Here is an 11,430-nt window from a genome sequence, read left to right as displayed (position 1 = left end):
ATCGGGCCTCGGTGGGCTGGCTGCGGGTCCGTTGTGGTCCCGCGTATCGAACGTTCAGGTCCCGCGAGTCGAACGCTCGGGTCGCGCGTGTCGAACGCTCAGGTCCCGCGTGTCCTACGTTCGGGACGGGTGAGTTGAACGCTCAGGACGCGAGAGTCGTACGTTCGGAGCGCGTGAGTCGTACGTTCAGGGCGCCTGAGTTCTGCGCTCGGGTGGTGGTGGGGGCCACATCGGGCGTTCGGGGGAACCGGGGAGTCCGGGTTGGCGTTGGTGGTGGCATGAAGAAGGTTGCCGCTGCGTTGTTCGCTCTTTCGGCTGGTGCTGTCGCCTGGGCGGCGCGGGATGTGCCGTTGGCGTTGGGTGGGAAGCCTGACGGGGAGCGGGTGCGGCGGTCGCCTCGGTATCGCGATGGGAAGTTCCACAACGGCTCGCCGACGCGGACGATGCCCGAAGGGGCCGCTGGGACGTTGCGGGAGATGTTCTTCGGTGGGCAGCAGCGGCGGCCGGTGGGGGAGGTGCCGTTGGTGCCGGCCGTTCCGGAGGCCGTGGACGGGTTGCACATCACTTGGTACGGGCACGCGTCGACGTTGGTCGAGATCGACGGGGCGCGGGTGTTGATCGACCCCGTGTGGAGTGACCGGTGTTCGCCGTCGCCGGTGGTCGGTCCTCGGCGGTTGCACCCGGTTCCGCATGAGCTGCACGAGGTGGGGAGGGTGGACGCGGTGGTGATCTCGCACGACCACTACGACCACCTCGACCTGCCGACGGTGCGGGCGCTGGAACGGGACACGGACGCGGTGTTCGTGGTGCCGCTCGGGATCGGGGCGCACCTGCGGCGGTGGCACGTGCCCGAGTACCGGATCGTGGAGCTGGACTGGGACGAGTCGTACGAGGTGGCCGGCGTCACGTTGGTGGCCACGGAGGCGCAGCACTTCTCCGGGCGGGGCTTCCAGCGGGACAACACGTTGTGGGCGTCGTGGGTGTTGAAGGGTCCGCGACACCGCGTCTACTACAGCGGTGACACCGGCTACTTCGACGGTTACAAGAGGATCGGTGAGGCGCACGGGCCGTTCGACGCCTCGCTGATCCAGATCGGTGCGTACGGTCCAGGCTGGCCGGACATCCACATGACGCCGGAAGAGGGCGTGGCGGCGCACCGGGACGTGCGGGGTGGCCTGTTGATCCCCGTGCACTGGGCGACGTTCAACCTGGCGTTCCACGAGTGGTCCGAGCCGGTGGACCGGGTTTGGCGCGAGGCGAAGGCGCACGACGTGCCGTTGGCGGTGCCGCGGCCCGGAGAACGGGTCGACGTGGCGCAGCCGCCGGCGGTGGACGGGTGGTGGCAGGCGCTGATGGTGGGACGATGAGCCGGTGACCAGGATTGTCGCGGGCGCCGCCGGTGGCCGCAGGCTGCAAGTGCCGCCGCGGGGCACCCGCCCGACGTCCGACCGGGTGCGGGAGGCGTTGTTCAGCTCGTTGGAGGCGTTGGTCGACCTCGACGGCGCGGTGGTGCTGGACCTGTACGCGGGGTCGGGTGCGCTCGGGTTCGAGGCGTTGTCGCGCGGTGCGGTGAGGGCCACGTTCGTGGAGTCCGACAAGCGGGCTGCCGAAGTCTTGAAGAGCAACGCCAAGGTGGTCGGGTTGCCCGGCGTCACGGTGGTGAACCGGACCGCGGAGGCCGCGGTGGGCAGCGGGGCTGAGGTGGCGTGCGACGTGGTGTTCGCCGATCCGCCCTACGCGGTGACCGACGAACAGCTCAACCGGCTCCTCGCGTCGCTGGTCACCAACGGTTGGACGAAACCGGGGTCGCTGATCATCGTGGAACGCGGTGCGCGCAGTCCCGAGCCGGTTTGGCCAACCGCGGTGGAATCCTTGCGCAGCAAGCGATACGGCGACACGACGCTGCACTGGGGCGAACAGGTTGACGCCTCCGGGTGATGCCGACCACGCACCTGAGTGGATGCGTCCGATCGGGTGCTACCGTCCGAAACCATGACGCGTGCCGTGTGCCCCGGCTCCTACGACCCGGCCACCAACGGACACCTGGACATCATCGGCAGAGCGGCGAAGCTCTTCGACGAAGTCGTCGTCGCCGTGCTCATCAACAAGAACAAGAAGACCCTGTTCTCGGTCGAGGAGCGCACGGAGATGCTGCGCGAGGTGACCGCGCAGTGGCCCAACGTCCGCGTCGACTCCTGGCACGGCCTGCTGGTCGACTACTGCCGCGAGAACGACATCAAGGCCATCGTCAAGGGCCTGCGCGCGGTCAGCGACTACGACTACGAACTGCAGATGGCGCAGATGAACCACCAGCTCTCCGGCGTCGACACCCTGTTCATGCCGACGAACCCGATCTACAGCTTCCTGGCCAGCTCCCTGGTCAAGGACGTGGCCACCTACGGCGGGGACGTGAGCAGCCTGCTGCCGCCCAGCATCAAGGACCGGCTCGCGGCACGGCTCGCTGAGGGTCGCTGACCGGTCACGGTCCGTTAACGTCAGGACCGTCTTCTCGTCGCCCGGTGTGGTTAGCGTTCACTGGCATGAGCGAGATCACATCGCGCACCGCCAAGGTGCTGCTCTCCCTGCTGCTGGTCCTCGCGGGCACCTTCACGACGGCCGGCCCGGTGGCCGCGGCGCCGGTCACCGTCGCGCAGGCGACCTGCGGTGACACGTCCGCGTTCCGCCGGGTGGCCCTGTCCAGCCTGCCGAGCCAGGCCACGGACACCGTCCGGCTGATCCAGCGGGGCGGTCCGTACCCGTACTCGCAGGACAACCAGACCTTCTACAACCGCGAGGGCATCCTCCCGGCCTGCCCGACCGGCTACTACAAGGAGTACACGGTCAAGACGCCCGGCATCTCCACCCGCGGCGCGCGGCGGATCGTGACCGGCAACGCCACGCCGAAGCTGTACTTCTACACGCCGGACCACTACGCGAGCTTCGTCCTGGTGGACATCACCCGTTAGCCGGACACGCCCTGCCGATCTCCCGGCGGCGGCGAGATCGGCAGGGCACACTAGGACGGGTACTGCTGTGGGCGCGAGGAGTGTGACGTGTACCGGGTGTTCGAGGCCCTCGACGAGCTGGTCACGATCGTCGAGGAAGCGCGTGGCGTGCCGATGACCTCCGGGTGCGTCGTGCCGCGCGGTGACGTGCTCGAACTCCTCGACGACGTGCGCGACGCCATTCCCGCGGAGCTGGACGACGCGCAGGACGTGCTCGACCACCGCGACGAGCTGGTCGGCAAGGCGCAGCACGACGCGGACCAGGCGCTGAGCAAGGCGCGGTCGGACGCCGAGCGGATGGTCGCCGAGGCGCAGCACGAGGCCGAGCGGATGCTGTCCGAGGCGCGGGCGCGGGCCGAGCGGATGGTCGCCGAGGCCGAGGACCAGGCGCAGCGCACCGTCTCCGCGGGCCGCCAGGAGTACGAGGACCTGGTGGGCCGGGCGCACGCCGAGGCCGACCGGATGGTCCAGGCGGGCCGGGCGAACTACGAGCGCGCGATCGAGGAGGGCCGGGCGGAGCAGGCGCGCCTGGTCGACGGCACCGAGGTGGTGCAGGCCGCGCACGCCGAGGCCGCGCGCGTGCTGGACGCCGCCCAGACGGAGGCGATCCGGCTGCGCAGCGAGTGCGACGCCTACGTGGACGGCAAGCTGGCCGACTTCGAGGACCTGCTCGCGCACACCCTGCGCAGCGTCGGCAAGGGCCGCTCGCACCTGCGCGGCCCGGCCGTCGCCAGCGCGGCGGCACCGTTCGACTATCACGAATAACCCGACCGGACGAGGCCCCGACCAGCCGATTTCACGCGGACGCCCGTTGTCCCGTACCCTTGACCGGCTGGTCGTGGTAAGTCCCCGACGGCAACACCAAACATCATGTCTGAGCATCGTCACGCCTCCGCGCGTCCCACAGCGACCGGGCCCTGGGTCATCGACACCAGGGACCTCGGGCGTCGTGCGGGCTCCAGCCGCGGGTTGCGCAGGACGGTGCCCGCGGAGGGCCTCGGCCTCGCGGGCGTGATCGCGGTACCGGCCGGGGGCGAGGTCGAACTCGACCTCCTGCTGGAGTCGGTGGTCGAAGGCGTGCTCGTGACGGGCGCGGCCGCGACGGTGGTCGAAGGGGAGTGCTCGCGCTGCCTGGAACCGCTGTCCGCGGAGGTCGAGGTGGAGCTGACCGAGCTGTACGCGTACCCGGACAGCACCACCGACGAGACGACCGAGGAGGACGAGGTCAGCCGTCTGCACGACGACCTGATCGACCTCGAACCCGTGGTGCGCGACGCCATCGTGCTCGCGCTGCCGCAGGTGCCGCTGTGCTCGCCGGACTGCCTCGGGCTGTGCGTCGACTGCGGCGGCAAGCTGGCTGATCTCGGCCCCGACCACGGGCATGAGACGATTGACCCCCGTTGGGCAGCTCTGCAGGAGCGGTTCGACGGGAATCGTGACAATCCAGAGGAGAACTAGTCGTGGCCGTCCCGAAGCGGAAGATGTCGCGCTCGAACACGCGCTCGCGCCGCGCTCAGTGGAAGACCGCTGCCGTGCACCTGGTGGCCTGCCAGAACAAGGCCTGCCGCCAGCCGAAGCCGCAGCACGTCGCCTGCCCGGCCTGTGGCCAGTACGACGGCCGCCAGGTCGTCCAGCCGGCCTGATCACCCCTCTGGCGAAGGTAGCGGCGAATCGTGGGGGGTAGGTCGTCGCGCGGTCGGTCCGCCGACCGCGCCCCGTTGCTCGAAGCGCTCGGCGTCCCTCTGGACGCCGAGCTGCTGACGCTCGCGCTCACACACCGCTCGTACGCGTACGAGAACGGCGGCCTGCCGCCGAACGAGCGGCTGGAGTTCCTCGGCGACGCGGTGCTCGGCCTGGTCGTCACCGACCACCTGTACCGCACGCACCCGGAACTGCCCGAGGGGCAGCTCGCCAAGCTCCGCGCGAGCGTGGTGAACATGCACGCCCTGGCGGGTGTGGCCCGGGGGCTCGGCGACGACGGGTTGGGCGGGCACCTGCTGCTCGGTCGCGGCGAGGAGCTGACCGGAGGCAGGGACAAGGCGAGCATCCTTGCCGACGGCCTGGAAGCCGTCATCGGCGCGGTCTACCTGCAGTTCGGCATAGGCACCGCGCGTCAACTCGTTCACCACTTGTTCGACCCGCTGTTGGCGGAAGCGCCGCTGCGAGGTGCTGGACTTGACTGGAAGACGAGTCTCCAGGAGCTGACCGCGTCCGCGGGGCTGGGCGTCCCCGAATACCGGGTGGACGACCAGGGCCCGGACCACCGCAAGGAGTTCACCGCCACGGTGCTCGTCGGTGGTCAGGCCTACGGCACCGGCGACGGGCGCACGAAGAAGGAAGCCGAGCAGAAGGCGGCCGAGGCCGCCTACCGCGTGCTGCACGAACGGGTCCGCGCCGAGGAAACCGGCGCGTCCGGGAACGGCCACGCACCCGGCTCGGCCGCGCAGGCATCACCTCAGGCTTCACCTCAGGCTGCACCTACTCAGGAAGACTGACGCCGAAATGTATGCCACGAACGTCCGGACGAACCGGCGCGCGCGCCACGCGCGTCCGTCCCGCCCGCTCAACGCCAGCCGCAACGGCGGTATCCAGGGCCTCGTACTCGTGCGTGACACCGCCCAGGCCGGTGGTTGGGTGCTCAAGCCGACCAAGCCGCAGGCCGCCGCCTACGAGATGCTCGAGCAGCTGGAGCAGGCCGAGGCCGCTGCCGCCCAGCGCGAGTCCGAGGACTGACCACCCGCCCGTGCCCGAGCTGCCCGAGGTAGAGGTCGTCCGCCGAGGTCTGCACGAGCACGTCGCGGGGAGGACCGTCGCCGCGGTAGAAGTCCTCCACCCACGCGCGATCCGCCGACACCTGCCCGGTGCGGCGGATTTCGCGCTGCGCCTGACCGGTCAGCGCCTGGAGGCCGCGCGTCGTCGCGGCAAGTACCTGTGGGTCGACCTGTCGGGCGGTGACGCCGTGCTCGCGCACCTCGGCATGAGCGGCCAGCTGCTGGTCCAGCCGGTCGGCGCCCCGGACGAGAAGCACCTGCGGGTGCGGGTCCGGTTCGCCGACGACGGCCCCGAGCTGCGGTTCGTGGACCAGCGCACGTTCGGCGGACTGGCGTTGGCGGACATCGTCGAGGTCGACGGGACCCGGTTGCCGCAGCCGGTGGCGCACATCGCGCGCGATCCGATGGACCCGGCTTACGACCCGGTCGCGGCCGTCGCGGCGCTGCGGAAGCGGCGGACCGAGGTCAAGCGCGCCCTGCTCGACCAGACGCTCGTCTCCGGTGTGGGCAACATCTACGCCGACGAGGCGCTGTGGCGGGCCAGGCTGCACGGGTTGCGGCCCACGGACAAGCTGACCAGGGCCAAGGCCGCCGAGCTGCTCGCGCACGCCACGCAGGTGATGCTGGAGGCGCTGGGCGAGGGCGGCACGTCGTTCGACGCGCTCTACGTCAACGTGAACGGCCAGTCGGGCTACTTCGACCGGTCCCTGGCCGTGTACGGGCGGGAGGACGAGCCGTGCCGCCGGTGCGGGACGCCGATCAGGCGCGAGCCCTTCATGAACCGCTCGTCCTACTCGTGCCCGCGCTGCCAACCCCGTCCGAGGGGTTGACGCCTCACCGCGCCGGGTCGGCGAGCCTGCGCAGCAGCGGGGTGACCGCCCTGAGCGAGTCGCGCTCTTCCGGCTCCAGCCGGGCCAGCCGTTCGGACAGCAATTCGGCTTCGCCGTGCGCCAGGGACAGGATGGTGTCGCGCCCGAGACCGGTCAGTTCCACGATGGTGGCCCGCCCGTCCGCGGGATCGGATTCGCGGCGCACCAGGCCGTTGGATTCCAGGCCGGTCACCACCGTGGTCGCCGTCGGCTGCGAGCACAGCGCCCGCACCGCGATCTCACCGATCCGCATCGGCCCTTGTGAGGCGAGTTCCGCGAGGACGAGCAGCTGCGTCGGCTGCAATCGTCGAACGGACGCGGACTGGCGCAGGCTGCGGATCAGCCGGTGCACGGCGACCACGAGTTGTAACGCGTCCTGATTAGTCACACTGGTGGTCATCAGACCTCCTCGTGGCTCACCGTGAGTGAGCAAGTGTCCGAATTCGGACAGGACATTCGCACTATCGCAGTACGGCTGTCCAGAGAACGGTTTCATTCGCACCCGGATGTACTCACGCTTTCCGCACCGATGCGGAGAAGGAACCGTCAAAACGGCATAAAGGGCTGTCGGGCCCGCATCAAGACGATGTCAGGAAGTTCGCCGAACGTAGTCGTCAGGACGGTGGGACGACGTCCGGGCGTAGTGTCTCAGCGTGACAAAGGTGCTGGTGGTCGATGACGAGCCGCAGATCGTGCGGGCGTTGCGGATCAACCTGTCGGCCCGCGGCTACTCGGTGCTGACCGCGCACGACGGCACGGCGGCGCTCAAGGCGGCGGCCGAGGGCAAGCCGGACGTGGTCGTGCTCGACCTGGGCCTGCCGGACGTGGACGGCACCGAGGTGATCGCCGGCCTGCGCGGCTGGACGACCGTGCCGATCATCGTGCTGTCCGCGCGGGTCGACTCCGCCGACAAGGTGCAGGCGCTGGACGCGGGCGCCGACGACTACGTGACCAAGCCGTTCGGGATGGACGAGCTGCTGGCCCGGCTGCGCGCGGCGGTGCGGCGCTCGGCGGTGGTGGAGGGCGAGGACGCGGTCGTGGAGACGGCGTCGTTCACCGTGGACCTGGCGGCGAAGAAGGTGCGCCGCGACGGCGTCGAGGTGCACCTGACGCCCACGGAGTGGGGCCTGCTGGAGATCCTGGCCCGCAACCGGGGCAGGCTGGTGGCGCAGAAGCAGCTGCTGCAGGAGGTGTGGGGCCCGGCGTACGCGAAGGAGACCCACTACCTGCGCGTCTACCTGGCCCAGTTGCGGCGCAAGCTGGAGCCCGAGCCCTCGCACCCCCGGCACCTGGTGACCGAGCCCGGGATGGGCTACCGGTTCGAGCCCTAGAGCCGGCACCGCCGAGCAGCGCGGAGGGAGTTACCGGTGTCGACCTCGCCCCGGCGGCCCTACCACCACGGCGACCTGCGTGCCGCCCTGGTCACGGCCGCCCGCGCGCTCCTGGTCGCCGAGGGCACCGAAGGCCTGACGCTGCGCCGGGCCGCCGCCGCGGCCGGTGTCTCGCACACCGCCGCCTACCGGCACTTCGCGGACAAGGCCGGGCTCGTGGCGGCGGTGATGGCGCAGGGGTTCGACGAGCTGCGCGCGGCGGCCGGGACGGCGTCGGGCGGGCCGCGCGACCGGCTGCACGGCATCGGCCGGGCCTACGTGGGCTTCGCGGTGGCCAACCCGTCGCTGTACCGGCTGATGTTCGGCGGCGAGGTGCCGCGCCGGGACGTGCACCCGGAGCTGTCGGCCGCCGAGCAGCGCGTGCACGTGCTCCTGTCCTCCGCCGTCGTCGCGGCCCAGGAGTCCGGCGAGCTGGCCGCGCACGACGAGGCGGACGTGACCGTCCTGCTGGCCTGCGTCCTGCACGGCCTGTGCTCGCTGGTGCTCGCCGGACAGCTGCCCGTCGAGCGCTCCGACGCCCTCGCGGGCGCGGTGATGGCGCTGGTGGACGCCGGTCTGGCGGCCCGGTGAGGCTCAGCCCGCCGGCATGGTGGGGTGGCGCTGGGACAAGAACGCGGTGCGCACCACGAGTTCCTTGACGCGCGCCGCCGCACGGCCGGTGAGGACGCGTTCCTTCGGGCTGTCGTCGTCGTTCACGAACTGGATCAGGCCGTCGCGGCGACCGAGGCTGATGCACTGGATGCGGTAGCGGAAGCGGAGGTGGTCGTCGGGCCGGCCGCCGTCGAGCCGCTTGGCCAGCGCCCGCACGGCCTGCTGCGTCGTGGGCAGGCCCGTCGCGCACGCCATGCGCAGTTCGAGGCCGTCGTGCCGCTTGATCGCGGCGGCGTCGCCCACGGCCAGGACCTCCGGGTGCGAGATCGACGTCAACGTCTGGTCGACCAGCACGCGGCCGTGGCCGTCCACCGCGAGCCCGGACCGCGCCGCCAGGTCCGGCACGGCGAAACCGGCCGTCCAGACGACCGCGTCGGCGGCGACGACCTCGCCGGTGCCGAGCACGAGGCCGTCTGCGCGGACCTCGGTGACGTCGGCGTGGTCGCGCACCCGGACGCCGAGCCGGCGGAACGCGTGGTGCAGGTGCCGCCTGCCCTTGTCCGACAGGGCGTCGCCGAACCCGCCCGCGGTGACCAGCAGCACGTCCAGGTCCGGGCGCGACTCGGCCAGCTCGGAGGCGGCCTCGATGCCGGTCAGCCCACCGCCCAGGACGGCGACCGTGCGCGCGGTCTTCAGCGCCACGGCGAGCTTCTCGGCGTCCTCGCGGGTCGAGACGGCGTGCGCGTGCTCGGCCGCACCCGGCACGCCGTCCAGGTTCGCGTGACTGCCCAGGGCGTAGATCAGCCGGTCGTAGGCCAGCGCGCCGCCGGTGAGCTGGATCTTGCGGGTGTCCAGGTCGATGTCGGTGACCCGGTCGACCACCAGGTCGACGCCGGTGCCCGCGAGGAGCTCGGCGAGCGGGACGTCGCCCCGCAGCCGCTGCCCCACCGCGAGCTGGTGCAGCCGGACCCGTTCCACGAACCGGTCCCGCGCGTTGACCAGGGTGACGCGGCAGTCGGTCCACTTCGCCGCCAGCTTGGCCGCGGCCAAGCCCGTGTAACCCGCACCGACCACCACGATGTGCTCTGCCATGTTCTCGTCCTTTCGTCATCAGAGGAGCGAGACGGGAGCCTCCGGTGTGACGGCTTAGGGTGTGAGGCGTGTCACCTGTTTCCGTGCTGCACACCTGGCAACTGCCCGAGGCGACCCTCACCGCCGTCCGCGAGCTGCTCGACGAGGTGTTCGACGGCGATTTCGGCGACGAGGACTGGGAGCACAGCCTGGGCGGCGTGCACGCCCTGGTCCGGGACGGCGACGAGCTGATCGGCCACGGCTCCGTCGTGCAGCGGCGGTTGCTGCACGACGGGCGCGCGCTGCGGGCCGGGTACGTGGAGGGTGTCGCGGTGCGGTCGGACCGGCGCCGCCAGGGTGTCGGCGGCGCCGTGATGGCGGCCTTGGAGGACGTCGTGCGCGGCGCGTACCCCCTCGGCGCCCTCAGCGCGTCGGAGGACGCTCTGGCGTTCTACGCGGCGCGTGGCTGGCAGCGGTGGCGGGGCAGGACGTTCGCGCTGACGCCCTCCGGGGTCGAGCGCACCGAGGAGGAGGACGACGGGGTCTTCGTCCTGCCGGTCGTGCCGCTCGACCTCACGCTCGACCTCACCTGCGACTGGCGGGACGGCGACGTCTGGTAGCTACGGGGTGTCCGGCGGGGACGGGGTCTCGTCGGTCGTCGTCGGCGTGGTGGTGGCGCTGGACGACGTGGAGGACGACGGCGACGGCGGGCGGTAGGACGACGGCGGGTTGCTCGGCGGCTGGGTGGTCCGCGGCTCGGACGACATCCCCGCGACCGGCTGCGGGTCCGGGCTCGCCGGGTCGGCCGGCCGCGAGCCGTCCTCCCGGCGCGGCTCCGGCGGTTGCGCGCCCGCTTGCTTGGACACCGTGACCACCACCGTGGCCGTCCGCGCGCCCGGCACGGCGTTCACCGGCGCGTCCTCGGTCGTCCCGACCTCCGCCAGCGGCTCCGGCGGTGGCGCGACCTTGGACCCGCCACCGGCCAGCACCGAGGCGAGCGTGGCGATCACGGTGGCGACGGCGGCGCCGCCCGCGGCGAGCAGAACCACCGAGGAGACCTTCTTCTTCGGCGACGCGCGCTGTTCTTCCTCGAACACACCATCTCCCTGCGGGGGATCCGGACGGATGGTTAGTGTTCGGGTTATCGGCCGCTCAGGCCGCGTGCCTCATCGTTCGGACGGTGATCCACACGATGGTGTGGGTGACCGTCACCGGCGGCGGACGATCTCGTTACGTGCCGGCCGGCGGCTCGGTCGTCGTGCTCGTCGTGGTGGTGGTCGTCGGCACGGTCGTGGTCGTCGGCGGCTTGGTGGTCGTCGTCGTGGTCGTGGTGACCACGGGCGGCGGGGTGGTCGTCGTCGGCTGGGTGCCGGTGTCCTCGACCGTCGTGGTCGTGGTGGTGCCGTCCGGCCTGGTCACCGTGGTCACGCGGGTGCGGCGCGACGTGGTCGTCGTGGTGGTGGTCTCGGTCGTGGTGGTGGTCGACTCCACCGTGGTCGTCAGGCTGACCGAGGACGACGACGTGCGCGGTGCCGTGCTGAGGGTGCTGCGGGACACGACGTCCTCACGCGGCGGCTGGGTGCCGGACGACGCGTCCGGGGTCGCGCCCGCCAGGGACGCGATGGTGGCGAAGATCGTCGACACGGCGACACCGGACGCGGCCAGCAGCACGTTGGGCGACACGCGCAGGCGGGAGCGCTCGGGCTCCGGGGTCTCGTACAACGGTTCTCCC

At 71.4% G+C, this 11,430-nt stretch carries 17 protein-coding genes; 13 read left to right on the top strand and 4 right to left on the bottom strand.

What is annotated here, in order from left to right; translation table 11 throughout:
• Window positions 1-278 precede the first annotated feature (278 nt).
• The 10 genes from B0I31_RS02270 (at window position 279) to mutM (ending at window position 6,606) form a co-directional block, all read left to right on the top strand.
• Window positions 279-1,367 carry an MBL fold metallo-hydrolase gene (locus tag B0I31_RS02270; protein WP_106613585.1) on the top strand — a complete coding sequence of 363 codons (1,089 nt, stop codon included), beginning with the start codon at window positions 279-281 and terminating at the stop codon, window positions 1,365-1,367.
• A gap of 4 nt (window positions 1,368-1,371) precedes the next feature.
• Window positions 1,372-1,938: a 16S rRNA (guanine(966)-N(2))-methyltransferase RsmD gene (rsmD, locus tag B0I31_RS02265; RefSeq protein ID WP_106613584.1), complete on the top strand. Its 567-nt coding sequence runs from the start codon at window positions 1,372-1,374 to the stop codon at window positions 1,936-1,938.
• A gap of 54 nt (window positions 1,939-1,992) precedes the next feature.
• Entirely contained in the window at window positions 1,993-2,475 is a 483-nt protein-coding gene (gene coaD / locus B0I31_RS02260) for a pantetheine-phosphate adenylyltransferase (protein WP_073898993.1), read from the top strand.
• A gap of 65 nt (window positions 2,476-2,540) precedes the next feature.
• The gene (locus tag B0I31_RS02255; protein ID WP_106613583.1) at window positions 2,541-2,966 is read left to right on the top strand and encodes a guanyl-specific ribonuclease; all 426 of its coding nucleotides are present in this window, start codon (window positions 2,541-2,543) and stop codon (window positions 2,964-2,966) included.
• 87 nt (window positions 2,967-3,053) lie between these two features.
• A complete protein-coding gene (locus tag B0I31_RS02250) occupies window positions 3,054-3,770 on the top strand; it encodes a DivIVA domain-containing protein (RefSeq protein WP_106613582.1) in 717 nt (238 codons plus the stop codon).
• Window positions 3,771-3,875: 105 nt separating this feature from the next.
• Window positions 3,876-4,463: a YceD family protein gene (locus tag B0I31_RS02245; RefSeq protein ID WP_106613581.1), complete on the top strand. Its 588-nt coding sequence runs from the start codon at window positions 3,876-3,878 to the stop codon at window positions 4,461-4,463.
• 2 nt (window positions 4,464-4,465) lie between these two features.
• Window positions 4,466-4,648: a 50S ribosomal protein L32 gene (gene rpmF, locus B0I31_RS02240; RefSeq protein WP_073896635.1), complete on the top strand. Its 183-nt coding sequence runs from the start codon at window positions 4,466-4,468 to the stop codon at window positions 4,646-4,648.
• A 30-nt stretch (window positions 4,649-4,678) separates the two neighbouring features.
• A complete protein-coding gene (rnc, locus tag B0I31_RS02235; RefSeq protein ID WP_106613580.1) occupies window positions 4,679-5,500 on the top strand; it encodes a ribonuclease III in 822 nt (273 codons plus the stop codon).
• A 7-nt stretch (window positions 5,501-5,507) separates the two neighbouring features.
• Window positions 5,508-5,738: a hypothetical protein gene (locus tag B0I31_RS02230; protein WP_106613579.1), complete on the top strand. Its 231-nt coding sequence runs from the start codon at window positions 5,508-5,510 to the stop codon at window positions 5,736-5,738.
• Window positions 5,739-5,748: 10 nt separating this feature from the next.
• A complete protein-coding gene (mutM, locus tag B0I31_RS02225) occupies window positions 5,749-6,606 on the top strand; it encodes a bifunctional DNA-formamidopyrimidine glycosylase/DNA-(apurinic or apyrimidinic site) lyase (RefSeq protein ID WP_106613578.1) in 858 nt (285 codons plus the stop codon).
• Between the two features lie 4 nt (window positions 6,607-6,610).
• Here the strand turns inward: mutM and B0I31_RS02220 are convergent, their stop codons facing one another.
• Window positions 6,611-7,045 carry a MarR family winged helix-turn-helix transcriptional regulator gene (locus B0I31_RS02220; RefSeq protein ID WP_106613577.1) on the bottom strand — a complete coding sequence of 145 codons (435 nt, stop codon included), beginning with the start codon at window positions 7,043-7,045 and terminating at the stop codon, window positions 6,611-6,613.
• 253 nt (window positions 7,046-7,298) lie between these two features.
• Here B0I31_RS02220 and B0I31_RS02215 point away from each other — a divergent pair, with 253 nt between their 5' ends.
• The gene (locus B0I31_RS02215) at window positions 7,299-7,976 is read left to right on the top strand and encodes a response regulator (protein WP_106613576.1); all 678 of its coding nucleotides are present in this window, start codon (window positions 7,299-7,301) and stop codon (window positions 7,974-7,976) included.
• A gap of 36 nt (window positions 7,977-8,012) precedes the next feature.
• Window positions 8,013-8,606 carry a TetR/AcrR family transcriptional regulator gene (locus B0I31_RS02210; RefSeq protein WP_106613575.1) on the top strand — a complete coding sequence of 198 codons (594 nt, stop codon included), beginning with the start codon at window positions 8,013-8,015 and terminating at the stop codon, window positions 8,604-8,606.
• A 3-nt stretch (window positions 8,607-8,609) separates the two neighbouring features.
• On the opposite strand, the gene B0I31_RS02205 is transcribed toward B0I31_RS02210, so the two are convergent.
• The gene (locus B0I31_RS02205; protein WP_181319950.1) at window positions 8,610-9,719 is read right to left on the bottom strand and encodes an NAD(P)/FAD-dependent oxidoreductase; all 1,110 of its coding nucleotides are present in this window, start codon (window positions 9,717-9,719) and stop codon (window positions 8,610-8,612) included.
• A gap of 68 nt (window positions 9,720-9,787) precedes the next feature.
• On the opposite strand from B0I31_RS02205, the gene B0I31_RS02200 reads away from it, so the two are divergent.
• A complete protein-coding gene (locus B0I31_RS02200; RefSeq protein WP_219910570.1) occupies window positions 9,788-10,318 on the top strand; it encodes a GNAT family N-acetyltransferase in 531 nt (176 codons plus the stop codon).
• Here the strand turns inward: B0I31_RS02200 and B0I31_RS02195 are convergent, their stop codons facing one another.
• The gene (locus B0I31_RS02195; protein ID WP_106613574.1) at window positions 10,319-10,795 is read right to left on the bottom strand and encodes a hypothetical protein; all 477 of its coding nucleotides are present in this window, start codon (window positions 10,793-10,795) and stop codon (window positions 10,319-10,321) included. It abuts the gene before it with no gap.
• A 133-nt stretch (window positions 10,796-10,928) separates the two neighbouring features.
• Window positions 10,929-11,420, bottom strand: a complete 492-nt coding sequence (locus B0I31_RS40330) for a hypothetical protein (RefSeq protein ID WP_181319949.1) — start codon at window positions 11,418-11,420, stop codon at window positions 10,929-10,931.
• Window positions 11,421-11,430: the final 10 nt, after the last annotated feature.

This window comes from Saccharothrix carnea (genome assembly GCF_003014735.1).
Taxonomy (GTDB): domain Bacteria; phylum Actinomycetota; class Actinomycetes; order Mycobacteriales; family Pseudonocardiaceae; genus Actinosynnema; species Actinosynnema carneum.
Note: the sequence above shows the minus strand (reverse complement) of the source record. Positions and strands in the feature narration are given on the sequence as shown.

Excerpts from the sequence above, each read along its gene's own strand:
- B0I31_RS02270 (WP_106613585.1), top strand. The coding sequence starts at position 279 with ATGAAGAAGGTTGCCGCTGCGTTGTTCGCTCTTTCGGCTGGTGCTGTC.
- coaD (WP_073898993.1), top strand. The coding sequence starts at position 1,993 with ATGACGCGTGCCGTGTGCCCCGGCTCCTACGACCCGGCCACCAACGGA.
- B0I31_RS02255 (WP_106613583.1), top strand. The coding sequence starts at position 2,541 with ATGAGCGAGATCACATCGCGCACCGCCAAGGTGCTGCTCTCCCTGCTG.
- B0I31_RS02245 (WP_106613581.1), top strand. The coding sequence starts at position 3,876 with ATGTCTGAGCATCGTCACGCCTCCGCGCGTCCCACAGCGACCGGGCCC.
- B0I31_RS02230 (WP_106613579.1), top strand. The coding sequence starts at position 5,508 with ATGTATGCCACGAACGTCCGGACGAACCGGCGCGCGCGCCACGCGCGT.
- B0I31_RS02220 (WP_106613577.1), bottom strand. The coding sequence starts at position 7,045 with ATGACCACCAGTGTGACTAATCAGGACGCGTTACAACTCGTGGTCGCC.
- B0I31_RS02205 (WP_181319950.1), bottom strand. The coding sequence starts at position 9,719 with ATGGCAGAGCACATCGTGGTGGTCGGTGCGGGTTACACGGGCTTGGCC.